Annotated in this window: 20 protein-coding genes; 7 read left to right on the forward strand and 13 right to left on the reverse strand. The window is 39.9% G+C overall.

Annotated features, from left to right (window positions below):
- Nucleotides 1-219 precede the first annotated feature (219 nt).
- The gene (gene dsbB, locus MTP24_RS11430) at nucleotides 220-738 is read left to right on the forward strand and encodes a disulfide bond formation protein DsbB (protein ID WP_243531263.1); all 519 of its coding nucleotides are present in this window, start codon (nucleotides 220-222) and stop codon (nucleotides 736-738) included.
- A gap of 5 nt (nucleotides 739-743) precedes the next feature.
- Nucleotides 744-1,046: a DUF6170 family protein gene (locus MTP24_RS11435; protein ID WP_243531265.1), complete on the forward strand. Its 303-nt coding sequence runs from the start codon at nucleotides 744-746 to the stop codon at nucleotides 1,044-1,046.
- Between the two features lie 10 nt (nucleotides 1,047-1,056).
- Here the strand turns inward: MTP24_RS11435 and MTP24_RS11440 are convergent, their stop codons facing one another.
- Entirely contained in the window at nucleotides 1,057-1,353 is a 297-nt protein-coding gene (locus tag MTP24_RS11440; RefSeq protein ID WP_243531267.1) for a ComEA family DNA-binding protein, read from the reverse strand.
- A gap of 317 nt (nucleotides 1,354-1,670) precedes the next feature.
- Between MTP24_RS11440 and MTP24_RS11445 the strand changes: the two genes are divergently transcribed.
- On the forward strand, nucleotides 1,671-1,985 hold the full coding sequence (locus MTP24_RS11445; RefSeq protein ID WP_008127619.1) for a YebG family protein: 315 nt from the start codon (nucleotides 1,671-1,673) through the stop codon (nucleotides 1,983-1,985).
- A gap of 72 nt (nucleotides 1,986-2,057) precedes the next feature.
- Here MTP24_RS11445 and putP read toward each other — a convergent pair whose 3' ends face one another.
- A complete protein-coding gene (putP, locus tag MTP24_RS11450) occupies nucleotides 2,058-3,536 on the reverse strand; it encodes a sodium/proline symporter PutP (RefSeq protein WP_008127617.1) in 1,479 nt (492 codons plus the stop codon).
- Between the two features lie 311 nt (nucleotides 3,537-3,847).
- Here putP and MTP24_RS11455 point away from each other — a divergent pair, with 311 nt between their 5' ends.
- Complete coding sequence (locus MTP24_RS11455; protein WP_010557079.1) at nucleotides 3,848-5,071, forward strand: HDOD domain-containing protein; 1,224 nt, start codon at nucleotides 3,848-3,850, stop codon at nucleotides 5,069-5,071.
- A 63-nt stretch (nucleotides 5,072-5,134) separates the two neighbouring features.
- Here the strand turns inward: MTP24_RS11455 and MTP24_RS11460 are convergent, their stop codons facing one another.
- Genes MTP24_RS11460 through ccmA form a run of 10 tightly spaced genes read right to left on the reverse strand, consistent with a single transcriptional unit; the run spans nucleotide 5,135 to nucleotide 12,873 of the window.
- Nucleotides 5,135-5,866: a VacJ family lipoprotein gene (locus MTP24_RS11460; RefSeq protein WP_008127611.1), complete on the reverse strand. Its 732-nt coding sequence runs from the start codon at nucleotides 5,864-5,866 to the stop codon at nucleotides 5,135-5,137.
- Between the two features lie 9 nt (nucleotides 5,867-5,875).
- Entirely contained in the window at nucleotides 5,876-7,126 is a 1,251-nt protein-coding gene (ccmI, locus tag MTP24_RS11465) for a c-type cytochrome biogenesis protein CcmI (RefSeq protein WP_243531269.1), read from the reverse strand.
- On the reverse strand, nucleotides 7,127-7,588 hold the full coding sequence (locus tag MTP24_RS11470; RefSeq protein WP_006791389.1) for a cytochrome c-type biogenesis protein: 462 nt from the start codon (nucleotides 7,586-7,588) through the stop codon (nucleotides 7,127-7,129). It lies immediately after the preceding gene.
- On the reverse strand, nucleotides 7,588-8,157 hold the full coding sequence (locus MTP24_RS11475) for a DsbE family thiol:disulfide interchange protein (RefSeq protein ID WP_006791390.1): 570 nt from the start codon (nucleotides 8,155-8,157) through the stop codon (nucleotides 7,588-7,590). Before MTP24_RS11475 ends, MTP24_RS11470 begins: the two co-directional genes overlap by 1 nt.
- Entirely contained in the window at nucleotides 8,154-10,124 is a 1,971-nt protein-coding gene (locus tag MTP24_RS11480) for a heme lyase CcmF/NrfE family subunit (RefSeq protein ID WP_008127604.1), read from the reverse strand. Before MTP24_RS11480 ends, MTP24_RS11475 begins: the two co-directional genes overlap by 4 nt.
- A gap of 2 nt (nucleotides 10,125-10,126) precedes the next feature.
- Nucleotides 10,127-10,606, reverse strand: a complete 480-nt coding sequence (gene ccmE, locus MTP24_RS11485) for a cytochrome c maturation protein CcmE (RefSeq protein WP_006791393.1) — start codon at nucleotides 10,604-10,606, stop codon at nucleotides 10,127-10,129.
- The gene (gene ccmD / locus MTP24_RS11490) at nucleotides 10,603-10,806 is read right to left on the reverse strand and encodes a heme exporter protein CcmD (protein ID WP_006791394.1); all 204 of its coding nucleotides are present in this window, start codon (nucleotides 10,804-10,806) and stop codon (nucleotides 10,603-10,605) included. Before ccmD ends, ccmE begins: the two co-directional genes overlap by 4 nt.
- 2 nt (nucleotides 10,807-10,808) lie before the next feature.
- A complete protein-coding gene (locus tag MTP24_RS11495; protein WP_008127600.1) occupies nucleotides 10,809-11,546 on the reverse strand; it encodes a heme ABC transporter permease in 738 nt (245 codons plus the stop codon).
- A complete protein-coding gene (ccmB, locus tag MTP24_RS11500; RefSeq protein WP_243531272.1) occupies nucleotides 11,546-12,232 on the reverse strand; it encodes a heme exporter protein CcmB in 687 nt (228 codons plus the stop codon). The genes MTP24_RS11495 and ccmB overlap by 1 nt, the downstream gene beginning before the upstream one ends.
- Nucleotides 12,232-12,873 carry a cytochrome c biogenesis heme-transporting ATPase CcmA gene (gene ccmA / locus MTP24_RS11505; protein ID WP_336624182.1) on the reverse strand — a complete coding sequence of 214 codons (642 nt, stop codon included), beginning with the start codon at nucleotides 12,871-12,873 and terminating at the stop codon, nucleotides 12,232-12,234. Before ccmA ends, ccmB begins: the two co-directional genes overlap by 1 nt.
- A 92-nt stretch (nucleotides 12,874-12,965) precedes the next feature.
- On the opposite strand from ccmA, the gene MTP24_RS11510 reads away from it, so the two are divergent.
- Both MTP24_RS11510 and MTP24_RS11515 read left to right on the forward strand, forming a co-directional pair.
- Nucleotides 12,966-15,590, forward strand: a complete 2,625-nt coding sequence (locus MTP24_RS11510) for a flagellar hook-length control protein FliK (RefSeq protein WP_243531274.1) — start codon at nucleotides 12,966-12,968, stop codon at nucleotides 15,588-15,590.
- A gap of 2 nt (nucleotides 15,591-15,592) precedes the next feature.
- Nucleotides 15,593-15,901 (forward strand): EscU/YscU/HrcU family type III secretion system export apparatus switch protein, encoded by a 309-nt coding sequence (locus MTP24_RS11515; RefSeq protein WP_008127583.1) that lies wholly within the window; start codon nucleotides 15,593-15,595, stop codon nucleotides 15,899-15,901.
- Nucleotides 15,902-15,932: 31 nt separating this feature from the next.
- On the opposite strand, the gene MTP24_RS11520 is transcribed toward MTP24_RS11515, so the two are convergent.
- On the reverse strand, nucleotides 15,933-16,469 hold the full coding sequence (locus MTP24_RS11520) for a thioesterase family protein (RefSeq protein ID WP_006791400.1): 537 nt from the start codon (nucleotides 16,467-16,469) through the stop codon (nucleotides 15,933-15,935).
- A gap of 107 nt (nucleotides 16,470-16,576) precedes the next feature.
- On the opposite strand from MTP24_RS11520, the gene MTP24_RS11525 reads away from it, so the two are divergent.
- On the forward strand, nucleotides 16,577-17,071 hold the full coding sequence (locus MTP24_RS11525) for a hypothetical protein (RefSeq protein WP_008127581.1): 495 nt from the start codon (nucleotides 16,577-16,579) through the stop codon (nucleotides 17,069-17,071).
- The last annotated feature ends 17 nt before the right edge of the window (nucleotides 17,072-17,088 follow it).

Raw genomic sequence — 17,088 nt, forward strand, 5'->3', positions numbered from 1 at the left:
ACAAATGGACAAAGCACATATTTTCCAGTAGTAAGAATGTAAATCCATCAAAACCACAATATGCATAAAAACATATCACAAAGTATTTCAGTATAGCCATTTAGAATACTGAAACAATATTTGGAGGATATCTATAAAACTTTTTTATATACCTCTTTTTGTTGCCGCGTACTTTTTCGTGCGTCATAATCTAACGCCTTATTTATTAGCGGACTTTTTATGAACTGGCTTGCGCATTTACCGACTCAACGAACACCTTGGCTTTTATTCACTGCGATTGTTTTTATGCTAGAAGTAACTGCATTGTTTTTTCAGTATAAAATGGGGTTAGCGCCCTGCATTATGTGTATTTATCAACGTACCGCGGTATTAGGATTACTTGGCGCGGGTATTGTTGGGTCAATTAATCCACAAAGTAAAATAATGCGTATAGTTGCTTACATTACTTGGGGAGTATCGAGCATTTGGGGGTATTTAATTGCCCGTGAGCACATAGATATGCAAACAACAACAGATCCGTTTGCGTTTAGCTGCGAGTTTGAGCCTAACTTTCCATCGTTTATGCCGCTGCATGAATGGATACCGAGCTTTTTTGAAGCCACTGGCGATTGCGGTAACATAGATTGGGAGTTTTTATCGCTCAGTATGCCGGCTTGGATGGAAATTATTTTTGGGCTATTCGCTCTAACATTTTTTATTGTATTAGGTAGTCGCTTAATACTAAAAAGAACGGTTTAATAATTATGTTTACCTTTTTTTCTAGCCAACTTAAACAGTTGCAACATTTAAAAATACGCGAGAGACAGCTTGTTATAGCACGGTCTTTATCAATGCTGTCACCTACCGACCGTGTATTACTGCGTATTATAAAGATATTGCTATTAAGCCCGTTGTTTTTAATATTTACACTTTTTGAAGGTTGGATAATCATTCCCTTTTTAATACTCGGAGGGCTTTTTTATCCGTTATTAACCGCTCCGGTCGATATAAATTTTGCCAGAAAAAACTTAGAAGAAGCACTACAACAACATGAAAAGGGCGCTTAGCGCCCTTTTGCTAAAGTTTAACTTTTCCTTCTAACTTACCCATTACTTTTTTGCCAATCCCCTTCACTTTGGCCAAGTCCTCAAGGCTTGTAAATGAACCATTTTCATCTCGGTAATTTACTATTGCTTGTGCTTTCTTTTTACCAATTCCAGGAAGTTTAGCCAACATTTTTGCATCTGCATCATTAATACTTACCGCTTCGATGGGAGACATAGATTTGCTCACTTCAGGTAATTGCGCGTAAGAGGTAGTAATGGGTAGGATACTTAGCAAACTTGCTATAAGTAAAAGTTTAAATATTTTCATTTATTCGTCCTTATTGTCCATTTTAGAACATATTTATTTTAATTATTAGGGAAGACCATAAATGACAAACGCGAGGCTAGCCACTTTGGAAGTACCTAAATGCATTATCACTTTTATCCGAAATCCTTAAAATGCAGCTGGTACAACCAAGTGATATATTAAATAAAGTTAAGTTACCGTTTTTTGTCAAATTTAAGACACTTAAAAATTACAACTCTGCGCTTGCATATTTACTTGCAAACCTTTACTGTATATAAAAACAGTAATCTTATGGTTTTTTATAAACCACAGTGCCAAGCAAGTTTGCAGGAGAAATCATGGCTGTTGTTGTTAAATATGTTGTAGAACGAAACGGAGTCGAGCGTATGACGTTTACTACTAAAAAAGAAGCTGATGCCTATGACAAAATGCTAGACATAGCAGAATCACTTGAGCTGATGCTAGAAAAAGTAGACGTGCCATTGAGTGAGCAACAAATAGAATCGCTTGCGTTAGAAATAGCAAAAAGTAAAGACGACTTTATGTCGGTACTTAAAGGTGCCAAAGAGCCTACGACTAAAGCGGCAAGTAAAAATAAAAAATCAGATAACGTTGCATCTATTGACGATAACAACGCCAAACAAGCAAGCTAAACATTTTGCAAATAAAAAGGGAGCAACTTAGTTGCTCCCTTTTTTTATAGCTTTTATAAAAACGAATATTAATTAAAGCTCTTTTTCAACTTCATCAAATAACGTTGTTATATCTGAGTTAGGCTCATTGGTTGCTAAACTTACAACTACAATAGCAATACTTGCAAGTATAAAGCCTGGGACAATTTCGTACATTACGCTACTTAAACTTTCACCGTTGATTGTGAATGGGCCGTAAATCCATAGTAAAACAGTAACTGCACCCACAACCATACCTGAAAGCGCACCCGCAAAGTTCATACGTTTCCAGTAAAGGCTAAACAATACAAGCGGGCCAAATGCAGCACCAAAGCCAGCCCATGCATTACTCACTAAGTCTAAAATAGAACTGTCTCTATCGTATGCGAGGTAAATAGCAAGTATTGCAACAATAGACACACTAATGCGCCCTACTAGTACAAGCTCTGCGTCACTGGCTTCTTTACGTAAAAATGTTTTGTAAAAATCTTCAGTTAGTGAGCTTGAGCTTACTAATAGCTGAGATGAAATTGTACTCATTATTGCAGCTAATATTGCTGCAAGTAAAAAGCCAGCAATAAGTGGGTGAAACAACAGCTCTGACAGGATCAAGAATATAGTTTCAGGATCATCCACAACTATATTGTTTTCATAAGTGTATGCTGCACCAAAAATACCCGTACCTACCGCACCAATTGCAGCGACAATCATCCAAGACATACCAATACGACGTGCTGTTGGCATATCTTTAACACTGCGCACCGACATAAAGCGAACAATAATATGTGGTTGACCAAAGTAACCCAAGCCCCACGCCATTGCTGAAATAATACCTAGCGCAGACCCTGCGCCTATCCAACTTAGCATGTCTGGATTAACACTGTTTAGGGTTGACTGCAGTGGTTGCTCTAATAAAGAGTAAGCTACAGCGGGTACTAAAATAAGTGCAATAAACATAATACAGCCTTGCACGAAGTCAGTTAAGCTAACCGCTAAAAAGCCACCAAAGAGTGTATACAAAACAACAACACCCGTTGTGATGTATAGCCCCATTTCGTAGCTTAAGCCAAATGAGCTTTCAAATAGTTTACCACCGGCAACAACACCTGAAGAGGTATACAGTGTGAAGAACACAATAATTACAACAGCCGACACAACACGGAGTAAATTTGATTCATCGTTAAATCGGTTAGAAAAGTAATCAGGGATGGTAATAGAGTCATTCGCTTTTTCAGTGTAAACCCTTAAACGCGGCGCGACTAAAAAGTAGTTTAACCATGCACCGGCAATTAAACCAAATGCAATCCATGTGCTACTTAAGCCAGTAACAAACATGGCGCCAGGTAACCCCATTAAAATCCAGCCACTCATATCTGAAGCACCCGCTGAGAGTGCTGCAACACTTGGCGACAAGTTTCTACCACCCAGCATATAACCAGAAACATCACTTGTTGACTGCTTATAGGCATATAAACCAATACCTAACATAACAACAAAATATAGTGACAATGAAATGATCATTCCTGTTTCCAAATTCGCCTCCATAAAACAATTAAAAGTAGCAGGCTTTTGATCCGAATATTGACTCTTAAAATTTTATAATAAAGTCACTATTAGGATAAAAGCATTCCTTCGGACTATATCATGCTTGTAACAAAAATCTCTATTTGTTGTATTTTCTTAGTTTAAAAATAATCATGTTGAAAACAATTGCTAAAAAATAGCCAAACGCTTTTATTTAATAATGATATTTTATTATTTAGTAAAATATACAGCATGCTATTTTGTATGTTTTCTAATATATTATTACAATAGCGACTGACTCGACTGACACGGATTTTTTTATGTATTTTTATGCTGCGCGCCAACCTATTTTAAATCGTGATAAAGAGCTTATTGGTTATGAGCTTTTATTTCGTGATGGCGTAGATAATGTATTTCCCAATATAGATGGTGACGAAGCAACTACACGCTTAATTGAAGGCAGTCAGTTTAACTTTGGTTTAGAAGACTTAACCGATAACAAACCCGCTTATATTAACTTTACACTAGAAACCTTACTTAAGGGTTACCCTACCCTGTTAGGTAAAGACACCATTGTTGTAGAAATACTTGAGACAATTCAACCGGGTAAACGTTTACTTGCGATTGTTAAAAATCTCAAAGACAAAGGCTACACCATCGCGCTCGATGATTACATTCACCAGCCGGTATGGCGCCACTTTTATCCGTTTATCGATATTATTAAAATCGACTTTTTAACGTGTGATTTAGCAACAATAAAAACCATTATAAAAGAGCTAAAGGCGCACCCTCATATAAAGCTTTTAGCTGAAAAAGTAGAAACGTACGAAGCATATAGCTTAGCGTTAGAACTTGGCTTTGATTATTTTCAAGGGTTTTTCTTTTCAAAACCAGAAATGGTACAAAGTAAAGCGTTACCACCATCAGAAATGGCACTTGCAGAATTACTTTACCAAACGTCAAGCGTAGAGATGGACCTAAAAAAAATCACCGATGTATTTGAGCGCGACGTAAACCTATCTTACAAACTACTCCGATACTCAAATTCAGCAGCCTTTGCACGGCGAGCTGAAATAAGCACTATAAAACAAGCACTTATTGTTTTAGGTGCCCAAGAGATCAAAAAACTTCTCTCTTTGTTATTTGCTGCACAAGTATCGGCTGATAAACCGGTAGAGTTAATTAGGCTATCACTTACACGCGCTCGCTTTTGTGAGCTGTTAGCTATTTCACATGGCCAAATGAAAGACACCGGCATGGCATTTTTAACCGGTATGATGTCGTTAATGGATGCCATTTTAGATGAAAGTATGCAAAGCGTGATGCAAAAGCTTCCTTTGTCTAACGATATTAAGGCAGCTCTGTTAGATAACGAGGGGTTATTAGCGCAATACTTGAACCTTGTTAAACATTACGAAAAGGCTGATTGGTCACAAGCAAACGACATTTCAACAGCACTTAATATTGCCGATAAAGTACCTGATGCGTATCACGAGGCACTTAGTTGGGTGAACGAGCAAATGAGCTTGATGGTTAATACCTAATACTTGCTAAGCAATATTATAAAAAACGCCAGCATTAAGCTGGCGTTTTTATTTTGATTTGGCTTATAAACTTTCTAAAAAGTCTTCATCAAAGTCGGCAGGCTCTTCTTTAATTGGCGGGTTGCCATCGTAAAGTTCGAATAACTGACGCTGAAAATAAATATCTTTTACAAATAAATACGGGTCAAGTGAGTCATTTAAAAGTCCTTCTTGCGCCATTAATGAAGCACGCGCTTCTACCGCTTTTAACGCAAATACTAGCACCGTTTGTGGCGTAGTTAAGGCAATTTCAGGCAAAACAAAGTTGTCTACTACGTCACCGGTTAAGTTTCTTGCTGTAGTAGGCCCCATTGCAGGTAGCATTAAGTATGCACCATCACCAATGCCCCACACCCCCATTGTTTGGCCAAAATCTTCATCTACTCGATTTAAACCAAGCGAGCTAGCTACATCAAAAATACCAAAAATGCCCACGGTAGAATTCACTAAAAAGCGCGCAAGGCTTACACTTGCGTTACCCGGTTTACCCTGTAGCCCCGCATTTACCATATCAACCGGTGCAGTTAGGTTATCCGTAAAGTGAACAATGCTTTGACGCACAGGCACAGGAGTCACGGCAACATAACCAACCGCTGCTGGGCGAAGTATGTAAGCGTCTAAAACATCCATATTAAAGTCATACAGCGGACGGTTAATACTTTGCAGTGGATCTCTTTCATCAACTTTGCTTTCTGGTACTTGCGCACAACCGGCCAGTATCAAAAAGCTTAAAAAAGCTAAACTTTGTCTTAACATTTTTCGTCCTTAAGGTATTAATGTATCTATTTTAAGTTGGTATTCACTTACACTTTCACGCTTTAATGAGCCAGAATGCCCTTCTAATTCACCTGAACTTGGCATAACAGAGTCATCAAGCGAAATACGCGCCGATATAATAATATCTTCTGCGCTAGACAAGTTCATACCTTCAACCATGGCAGTGCTATCGTTTAACTCAACTGTAACAGGGAATGAATATGAAGTGAGTTTTACAGCAGCAATCGGCATTGGTGAACCATTTGCCGCTTTTGCAAATACAAATAAAGTCCCCTTTTCAGGCAGTTTATTTATAAGCTCACTGGCAACATTAACGGTAACAGCAATGCTGTTGGCTTTAGTTACTAGCATTACCGAGCCTTCGCTTTGCATTTGCAGTTCAATATCTGCAATACGCTGAGATATTAAACCATAGCGAGAATCATTTTTTTCCATACTGGCTAGCAATACTTCAAAGGCGGCTTTAGCTTGAGGCCAGTCTTTTCGCTCGTAAGCAATGAGCGCTAATAACGAAATAGCATCTAAGTTAGTCGGTTCTGCGTTTAATACTTTAGACAACATACCCGCTGCACGCGTCATATTCGCTTCGCTGCCTTCAAGTAGCAAAATTTGGCTGTAACTTATTAACACCTGTTTATTATCAGGGTTCATGCGCAGTGCTTTATCAAATGATTGCTGAGCCATATCAAATTCATTCAGTGACATGGCAACACGACCAAGTAACATCCATGCCATTTCATCATCGCCTGAACGGCTTAACTTGGTGCGTAACGCCAGAGCAAATGCTTGTAGCTCGTTTTGAGTAAGCTGCTCGCCTTTTTGCATTACAGCGCGCTCACCGTATTCGGTCAGGTTATCCATGGCATCGTGCCATGCTGAAATTTGCTGTTGACTACCCGTTAAACTGTAAAAAATACCGCTTAGTGCAATAACAAATGCGCCGCCTGTCAGGGCAAAAATACGGTTGTTACCTTTGCTAATTAATGATTTTTCTGGTGAAAGCTCATTAAGCAAACGGCGTTTTAGTTCAACTATCGATTCAGAATAGTTAGCATCATCTATACGTTGATTATCTAAATCGGTCTTTAAATCAACCAAACGTTGTTCGTAAATACTTATAAGCTCGGCATTTGCGTTGTGAGTAATTGTTTTAACACGCTCTTTTTGTAAAAAAGGCAGCATAACAAACGCCAGTGCAATCAGTGTGAGTAAAGCAAAACACGCCCACATTAAAATCATTTAATTTTGCTCCTGACGTTTATTTTGTTCAATTAGCTTATTTAAAAGTACTTCATCTTGGTTGCTCCAGGTCTGCTTTACAGACGCTTTACGCTGACGAATTACAATAAAACCAAACCCAACAATAACAATTAATACCGGCAATACCCAAAGCACCAGTGTTGCAGGGGTCACAGGTGGGTCGTAATGAACAAAGTAACCATAGCGGTCAATCATGTAGTCAATTACTTCATCTTTGGTGTTGCCTTCTTTAACTAGCTCTACCACTCTTTCACGAAGGTCTTTAGCAACGATAGCGTCAGAATCAGCAATGTTTTGATTTTGACACTTAGGGCAACGAAGTTCTTTTGTAAGCTCTTCAAAACGAACCGCTTGCTCATCGGTATCAAATACGTAGCGATCAGTCTGCGCTAATGCACTCGTAGTCAGTAAAAGGCTGAGTGAAAACAATAGCCACTTCATTATTTTAGCTCCTGCATCATAGGTGCAAATTTAGAACGCCATACTCGCGGATTAATATCACCGGTATGATGTAGCAAAATAGTGCCGTTTTTATCGATTAAAAATGTTTCTGGCGCACCCGACACACCCAAATCTAACGACAGCGTTCGATGTAAATCCAAAATATTAAACTGATAAGGGTTACCCGCACGCTCAAGCATATCTTGTACTTCAGTACGTAGTGCTTGCATGTCAAACGGACCATCAAAGTCGGCGTCGTAACCTTGCACATAATACAAGCCAATAATTTTAACGCCTTGCTCTCGCAGCTTTGTTAAGTAGCCCAGCTCAGCTAAACAGGTTGGGCACCAAGTGCCCCATACATTTAGTAAATATACCTCGCCTTTTAACGCTTCGTTGGTCCATTGCTTGTTGTCTTGCATTAAATCAGGAAGCGTAAAAGCAGGCATTTCATGGCCTATTCGCCCAGTTTGTATTTCGCGTGGGTTTGCAAATAAACCTTGGTATAAAAACACACACACAAAAGCAAATACTAAAAGAGGCGCTATGGCTAACAATTTACGGTTCATAACACACTCTCCGCTGCTGCTTTTCGAGCTGTTTTTGCAGATGTACGGTAACGTTTATCAAACAAAATCATAAACCCTGCAAGTGAAATTAATACACCACCAATCCATAACCAACGCACAAACGGCTTGTGGTATATGCGGAGCGACCAAGCCCCTTGGCTTAATTGCTCGCCTAGAGCAAGGTATAAATCACGTGTAAAGCCAGCATCAATGGCGGCTTCTGTCATAAATTGCATGCCAATATCGTATTTACGTTTTTCGGCGTATAAACGAGTGACTACATCATCGTTTTTTAGCACCGTAACAACACCAGCATGGCCACTGTAATTAGGTCCACGGATTGTTTTAACACCTTCAAAGCGGTAGTTGTATTGATTAAGCTGCACTATATCGCCCTGCTTCATCGATACATCACGCTCAACAGAATACGCAGAGGTTAACGCAACACCCGCAATAACAAATGCCATACCTATGTGGCCTAGCACCATTGCCCAATAACTAACACCTAAGCGTTTTAACCCTTCTTTTAATGTGCCATGCACTGCGGCTTTAGTGTAAATGTCAATCAAGGTTGAAACAGCAACCCACACACCCAGCGTTGTTGCTAATAGCGTAAGTGGTGTCACTTCGTCGTAAGCTGAGAACAACCATACACAAGTAATCGCCACACTGGCCAAAATACCTACAACAATTTTATTTTGCAAAAACGCCCATTTGTTTTGCTTCCAGCGTAAAAAAGGACCAATGCCCATTAAAATAGCAAATGGCACAAGTAGTATTGCAAACATTTTATTAAAGAACGGTTCACCTATAGAAATACTGCCTAAGCCCATTTCTTTGTGCACCATAGGCAATAAAGTACCCAATAATACAATTAAGGTCGCCACAACTAAAAAGATATTGTTTAGCCACAATGCCACTTCGCGCGATACAAATTTGTAGCGTCCTTCGCTGTGAACTTGCGATACGCGTAATGCATAAAGCGCTAAACCACCGCCAACAACTATTCCTAAAAAGGCGAGTATAAACAGGCCCCTGTCGGGATCAGTTGCAAACGCATGAACTGATACAATAATACCTGAACGCACAATAAACGTTCCCAGCAAGCTTAACGAAAATGCTGCAATTGCCAGTAATACGGTCCACGATTTAAAAATGCCGCGCTTTTCTGTCACGCTTAGCGAGTGAAGTAAAGCGGTTGCAACAAGCCAAGGCATAAGGGACGCGTTTTCTACTGGATCCCAAAACCACCAGCCACCCCAGCCAAGCTCTGCATAAGCCCACCAACTGCCAATAGTAATACCTAAACTTAAAAAACCCCACGCGGTCATTGTCCACGGACGTGACCATTTAGCCCACGTGTTATCAAGCTTACCTGTTAAAAGTGCTGCAATAGCAAACGAAAAAGCAACCGATAGCCCAACATAACCCATGTAAAGTAATGGCGGGTGAATGATCATACCGGGGTCTTGTAAAAGCGGATTCAAATCTCGCCCTTCTACCGGAAAATAAGGAAGTAAACGTTCAAATGGGCTTGATAATAGTAAGGTATACATCATGAAACCAACACCTAAAAAACCAAGCACGCCTAAAACACGGGCACGTAGAACCCAAGGTAATGACTTTGAGCGAGCAGCAACAACAGCAGTCCATCCTGCTTGCATCACTAACCAAAGCAATATTGCTCCTTCATGGCCGCCCCAAGTCGATGTTATTTTGTAATACCATGGCAGTGTGCTACTCGAATGATACGCCACATAAGATACGGTAAAGTCGTCAGTTAAACTTGCGTAAATAAGCGCAGCAAACGAAATTAATACAAACGCAAACTGACCAATAGCTAAAGAGGGGGCAGCACGCATTAAGCGAAGATTACCTGTATGCGCGCCCCAAAGTGGAAAAATACATAATAAAACGCTCAGCACCATGGCAAGCGTTAAAGAAAAATAACCAATTTCTGGGATCATAGCTAATTACCACTATCTAAGTTGTATTTTGGTTTTTCATGCTTAATACCTTTAACCGCTTCAGCAACTTCTGCAGGCATGTATTCTTCATCATGCTTGGCCAGTACTTCAAACGCTTCAATGACATTAGGCTCAATTAAAACACCTTGCGCAACAATACCCTGCCCCTCACGAAACAGATCAGGCAATATTCCCTGATATTTCACAGTCACTAATGGACCTGTATCAATTAATTTAAAACTCACTTCTAAGCTTTGCTCGTTTCTTTCAACAGATCCTGGGACTACCATGCCACCAATACGAAGCTTTTGACCAATAAAAGGTTTTTCTTTGTTTGGGCCTTTGCCATCAATCAATTCGCTTGGGGTATAAAATAGGTTTATGTTTTCTTGTAAAGCATAAAGCACTAAGCCTATGGCAGAACCCAAACCAAATAAAATAGCAACAATCACTAATAAGCGTTTTTTACGTCTAGGGTTCATGATGCTTGCTCCTGCTTGGCTTGTTTTATACGCTCTTCACGCACAATTTGTTGCTCTACTGAAGCCATAATATGCTTAGTATCTCTTAAAGAGCTCACTAAAATACCCAGTAAAATAAGTGCGCATGTGCCAAATGAAAGCCATACATAAAACCCATAGCCTCCCATTGCAATAAAATCAGAAAAAGAGTCAAACTGCATAATTACCCCCTATTAAGCAACTGGCGCACCCATGGGCGATGCTTTTCACGTTGCAAAATTTCATTTTTAAGACGAATTAAAGTGACTGTGCCAACAAACGCTGCAAAGGCTAAAATATTTACCATTAATGGCCAAAACATGCTTGGGTCGACCGCATTGGTATTAAATTTAGTGATGCTTGCTCCCTGATGGAGGGTGTTCCACCACTCAACCGAAAAGTGAATGATTGGTAAATTGATCACCCCTACAATCGCTAAGATAGATGCAGCGCGGCCCGCTGACTTTTTATCTTCAAAAGCGTGGTATAACGAAATTACGCCCAAATATAAAAATAATAAAATAAGCTCCGATGTGAGTCGTGCATCCCACACCCACCAAGCGCCCCACATAGGTTTACCCCATGCAGCCCCGGTTATAAGTGCTATTGCAGTCATACATGCGCCAACTGGTGCAATTGCTATAACGGCAAGTTCTGCGTTTCTGAGTTGCCATACAAGCGCAACAATGGCAGCAATGGCCATAGAGGAATATGCCCCCATTGATAAAATGGCAGAAGGAACGTGAATAAAAATGATACGGTAGCTGTCTTTTTGTTGGTAATCGGCAGGTGCAAAACCAAGCCCCCACACCCAACCAACGAGCATACTAACAACCGTAACTACGGCAAAATAAGGCAGTAACGTATTGCATAACTGGTATGCACGCTCTGCTTTAGCATAGGGATGTAACCACTTCCACATTAACTTATACTCACTTTTAAAGCTGACGATATGGCGATTGGTGCACTAATAATAGCAATGACTAACATAGCACCAAGGATGGCAAGTTGCCCGCTATAATCCAGCGACATAACACTGGTATCGATAGCCGACGTTGCAAAAATTAGAACAGGAATATACAAAGGCAGTACGAGTAAACTCATCAAAATACCCCCTTTTTGTAGCCCAACAGTAAGCCCAGCACCTATTGCACCAATAAAACTTAATAACGGTGTACCCAATAATAACGTTAAAACAGTGGCCAGGAGCGCATTACTATCTAAATTAAGTAATAACGCGAATAACGGGGTCATTAATACAAGGGGCAACCCCGTCACAACCCAATGTGCAGCCACTTTTGAAAGCACTGTAAGTGACAATGGGTACGATGAGGCAATTAACTGCTCAAGAGACCCATCATTAAAGTCATCTCTAAACAGTTTATCTAAGCCCAACATGGTAGAGAGTAAAGCTGCAACCCAAATGATACCGGGCGCCATTCTAGCAAGCAGACCGGGCTCAGGACCTATTGCTAACGGAAACAAAGAAATAACAATTAAAAAAAACAATATTGGGTTTACAATTTCAGCTCGCTGGCGAAAAGCAAGCTTTATATCTTTAGTAAAAACCGCACTGAATAGTAACCAATAAGAGTGTTGACGAGTCATCAGTGGCGGTACTCCAATGTGATTGTTTGTAAATCACTAAAGTGAGTAGTTAGGTCTTGGTGGGTAGTTAATAATATGGCGCCATTATTATTTAGATGTTGAGTAAATCGCTGCTGCAAAAACGCAACACCGCTTTTATCGAGCGCAGTAAATGGCTCGTCTAACACCCATAAATTTGCGTCGCTTAGCCAAAGTCTAACTAATGCAACTCGTCGTTGCTGGCCTGCCGACAGCATTCTAACAGGCACATCTTCAAGACCGACCAAGCCTAGTTTTGCTAAAATTGGGTAAAGGTCAGGCTCATTTGAATAACCGTTGATCCGTAACCAAAAGCGTACATTTTCAACAGCGCTCAACTGAATGTTAACACCCGTTTTGTGGCCTATAAAAAGTAAGTCGTGGGCGAACTCTTCATAGTATTTATTTATTGAGCGTTCTTGATACAAAACCTCGCCTTCATCAGGCGCAGAAAAGCCAGCGATGATACGCAATAACGATGTTTTACCAGCCCCATTTGGACCCGCTAATTGCATGATTTGACCGCTTTTAAGGCTAAAATTAAGGTCCGCAAACAAACAACGTTCTTGCTTGATGCAGGAGACGGACTTAATGTGTAACAAGATGACGATTCTCTCTGCCAAAAATTAGGCGTTAGTCTACCATAATGATAGGGTAATACGAATATTACTTTAAAATCGATTCACTTAAAATAGAGAAAACTTGATTTAAAATAATGAATACGCCAACGCAAATAACATTACCCAATTCATTGGTTATCAATTCATCAACTAATAACCAAACCAATGAGTTACCACAATTACCAAGTGAAGTACTTGCGGCTAAAAACATTCAATTTTCAAAAGACTCTATCACGCTAGAAGTGCTGGTTAATAAGCAATGGCAAACGCTCAGACTAGGCACAAGCAATGCCCCTCAATCTTTAGATAAAATTGCTAGCGCGCGCATACAACTTAGCGCAGACGGAAAGCAGCTATCTATTTTGCCAAATGTAGCAACAATTAAACTTAACCAGCCTGCCCAATTACAACGCTTATTAAATTTTATTAGTACCGGTGCAGAGGTTGAAAGCAAGCCACTTTCAGTTCAGCTTGCTTTAGCGCCTGCACCAAAGCTAATTATTGATAAGCTCAATGCTAGTATTGCCATAAATAAAGAGGTTGCTCAGCTACTCAGCACAGAGCAACCTTTAAAACTAGCCATAAGTACCAACAGTAAAGGCGCACAAATTGATGTTATTAACCGCTTTGCTGATACCGTTCACACCCAGCCGTTAAGCCAAACAAAGCTGGTTAAAATGCTAGCAAGCTTGTTACCCAATGCACAACTACAGGCAACGCCTAAATTAGCCATTTTAACGCATCCGCAAAAATCAGGCTCTTTCACCACGCAAGTATCAAACACGCAGCTTGCTGAACTGCCTAACTCGCCTGTGAAAGTGACTGTTGCAAATCAAGCCGATAAGCTTGTAATAACAACACAAGCTCAAAGCGTAAAAGTGATGCTGAGTAACTCTTTTACTAAACCTTTTAATGAATTACTTACTGCGCAACACGCTAATTTACAAACCGCGCCAGCGCAGTTCAATAACACCGTTAAAGCAAGCCCGCTGGTGAGTACTCATAGTCCTATAAAGTCTTGGCTGCAAACTAGTTTTAGTGATTTTAAAACACGAATCAATGATGCAGTAAATTATTTTGAAAACAAATCGTTTGCAAACGAAAATAAAAATCAAATAGCACCATCACTCACTTTACAAAAACAGTTTATCGCCCCGTCCTCACTAACAAGTAGAATTAACTTAATTGAAAATGCAGGTATACAAGTTGCTAATAGCGCGCAAAAGCCAAGTACTGAACTTGTTAATATTTTACCTAAGCACTTCTCTCAATTGCCCCCTATTGTGCAGTTAACACAGCTAATAAAAGCAAATGTTGCTATTTGGCAGCCTCCTAGTGCCAAAGTTATCAGTAGTCATTTGCCTATACCCAATGCTAATACGACAAATACACCAGAAAATAAGCAGCCACCAATCGAAAAAGCCTCAGCCCACAGTAAAACAGAGGTAGGTACACAATCAGGCGCACTATTAAGCACTCAAATAAAGGCAGAACCCGCAATCAAAAATACAGAGCGAGTATTAAAAAACCAAACAGTGCAAGTTCAATCCACCTTGAGTAACGACCTACAAAAACAAACGACAATTAAAGAGTTAAATTCTCTTCCTGTTACAAAGGTGGGGCTTAGCCACGCTCAACAAGCTAATGCAGATAACAAACTGGCTACACTCCCTATCCTAAAAGCCAATAGCCCAGCAACCCAACAAACACATGCTGTAGCCTCTATACCAGCAAGTAACACCTTATTTAATGCAGAATTTAGTAACACAACGACTATTGCCTCACCAAGCCAAATGCTGCAACCTATTGAAGCTAAAATATTAACGCCGCTTTTAAAGCTGCCACCATCGCATGATTCAACTCACAAACTCACTGAAGAAAAAATTTCATTGAGCAGTCAAATAGCCGATATTCAAGTTAAAGCGACTAAGCAAACACCTGACCTCAATGCGCTGGTTAATCAAGCTTTTAATCGTATGGTATCAAGCAGCAACGTTAGCCCGGCTGCCGTGCAAAGAGAGATATTAGCGACGCTGCAGCCTCACAGCCTCACGCATGACACCCTGCAAAGTAGCTTTACCAAAGGGCTTGAGCAGCTAGCGGTTAGTATTTTGGCGGCACCTATTATTAACCAATCTGTAGCCCCAATTACCTTTGACTCAAAAACAGGCATTGATGCATTACTACAGGTGCTTATGCCTACGTTTAAAGCTGGCAAAGCAAGTTCAAAAATACTAGAGCAACTTCAGCAATCACAAGTGCAAGCGCTTGCTGGAGAGCTTACTCAGGTTAAAAACACGCTCACACAGGTAAGTGTTTCAACACCTAGTCAGCAACCCGAAAGTAACCCGCTGGCACAGTTTTTACTTCCGATGAAATTACCCCCAGAAGCGGCACAAACAGAAATAACACTAGGGCAATATAAAAAACCATCGGCCGATAAGCTAGAGCCTAAAAATGTCTGGTTTGTTAGATTAAATTTTGATTATGCTGATCTCGGTCAACTACAAATTACCGCCGAGCTAATGGACAAATCGCTCGATTGCCAATTATTAGCATCAAGCCAAGAAGTGAGTGCTATTGCCCACCCTCACCTTGATAACCTGCGCTCAAAACTGGCTAAACACGGCTTACAAGTTGCTGAACTAAACCTAAAACGAGGGGAGGCAACCCATGCTGCTTTTTATAAATCCCATGCAATTATTAATATTAAGGTGTAGCTATGAGTGATTCCCCTAAGAGCAAGTCGGCAATTGGCCTTTTATACGAAGCAGGAAGCACGCCTTCAGTGAGTGTTAAGGGGTTTGGGGAGTTGGCGGAAGAAATAATCGCTGCAGCAAAACAAAAAGGGATCATGATCCACGAAGATCCCGATTTAGCTAAAACCTTATCGCACCTCGAATTAGGTGAAGAAATTCCAAAAGAGCTTTATTTTGTGATTGCAGAACTGATTGCGTTTTCGTATGTATTACGTGGGCAGTTCCCACCAGGGTGGCAGGACTTTCAAGGTAAGCTAAATATAAAAGCTTAAAATTGAAAAAGGCGCAAAGCGCCTTTTTCATTTACTTTGGTAAATTAGTCATTTTTTTCTGTTCAAGCATTTCTTTCCAGTGCATTACTTCGCTGGGTAAAATAGGAGTTTTACCTTCAAAGCCAGCCACTTCAAGCATCTCTTCAATACTTATAACACCTTTTTTGCTTTTAAATACGCCACGTACGTACGCAATCGCATGCAAACCACGATCAGAATGAAATTTCTGCTCAATGTAAAAATACTTATGATCCCAGCCCACTAACTTAGTGCTAATAGTGTATTTTTGCATGGGTTTGATATCACGAATGTAAGTAATAGCTGTTGCATTAACAATAGGAAACCAACGTCGTTTCATTATTTGTTTTAGCAAACCTACTCGCTCAGTCATCCACGTACGCGACAAGTCCATCATGGCCAAATAGCGCGAATTAGTTAAATGTAAATTAATATCACAATCTGTAGGAAGTGCTTTGTAATCAATATCTACCGTATCGAGTAAATCTTGATAGTGTTTATTACGCTTAATTTTAAAAAATAATAATAGGAGTCGAATATATAAGTTCACAACAAAGGTCTTACCAGCAAAATTTTACTGAGTGTATCACAAGCACTTGCTAAGACGTATGTTCTCCCTTACTCTTTATTACTCATATATATAAAAATAAAATGCTTATGAAACCTCTACTACATATAATTACGTTTATTGGATTACTCGTACCAAGCTATTCAGCACTCGCTGACTTTTCATTACCCGGCAAAGGCACTATTACCTACTCAACGGGTATACAAAAAGAATTTGACTTTGGTTTTGCTTGGCAACAAAAAGCTGAACAATTTAAAATTGGCGCTAAAAGCTACAATATGCAAAGTATTCCAAGTTCATACTCAGTTGCAATTACACTATCAAAAGATGAAAGCCAGGTATGGGTTCAAGAGTTTAACAATGGTTTTATTGAAGGGTTTAATTGGCAAATTGGTGAGCATACTGTGTCACTAAAAAAACAAAAGTTTAGCGACCGAGTAAAAGGCGACTATGTAATCGAGCTTAACAACCGTAGTTACTTTTTTACGCGCAACAATGCCAGTATTGTTATTAACTTTAATGAAGACGGTATAGAAACGATTGCTATTGATGGTGTTACAAAAAACATGGGGACTAAAAGCTAGTCCCCTGTTTTAATTTT

This window comes from Pseudoalteromonas sp. APM04, from assembly GCF_022809815.1.
In the GTDB taxonomy this organism is placed as follows: domain Bacteria; phylum Pseudomonadota; class Gammaproteobacteria; order Enterobacterales; family Alteromonadaceae; genus Pseudoalteromonas; species Pseudoalteromonas marina.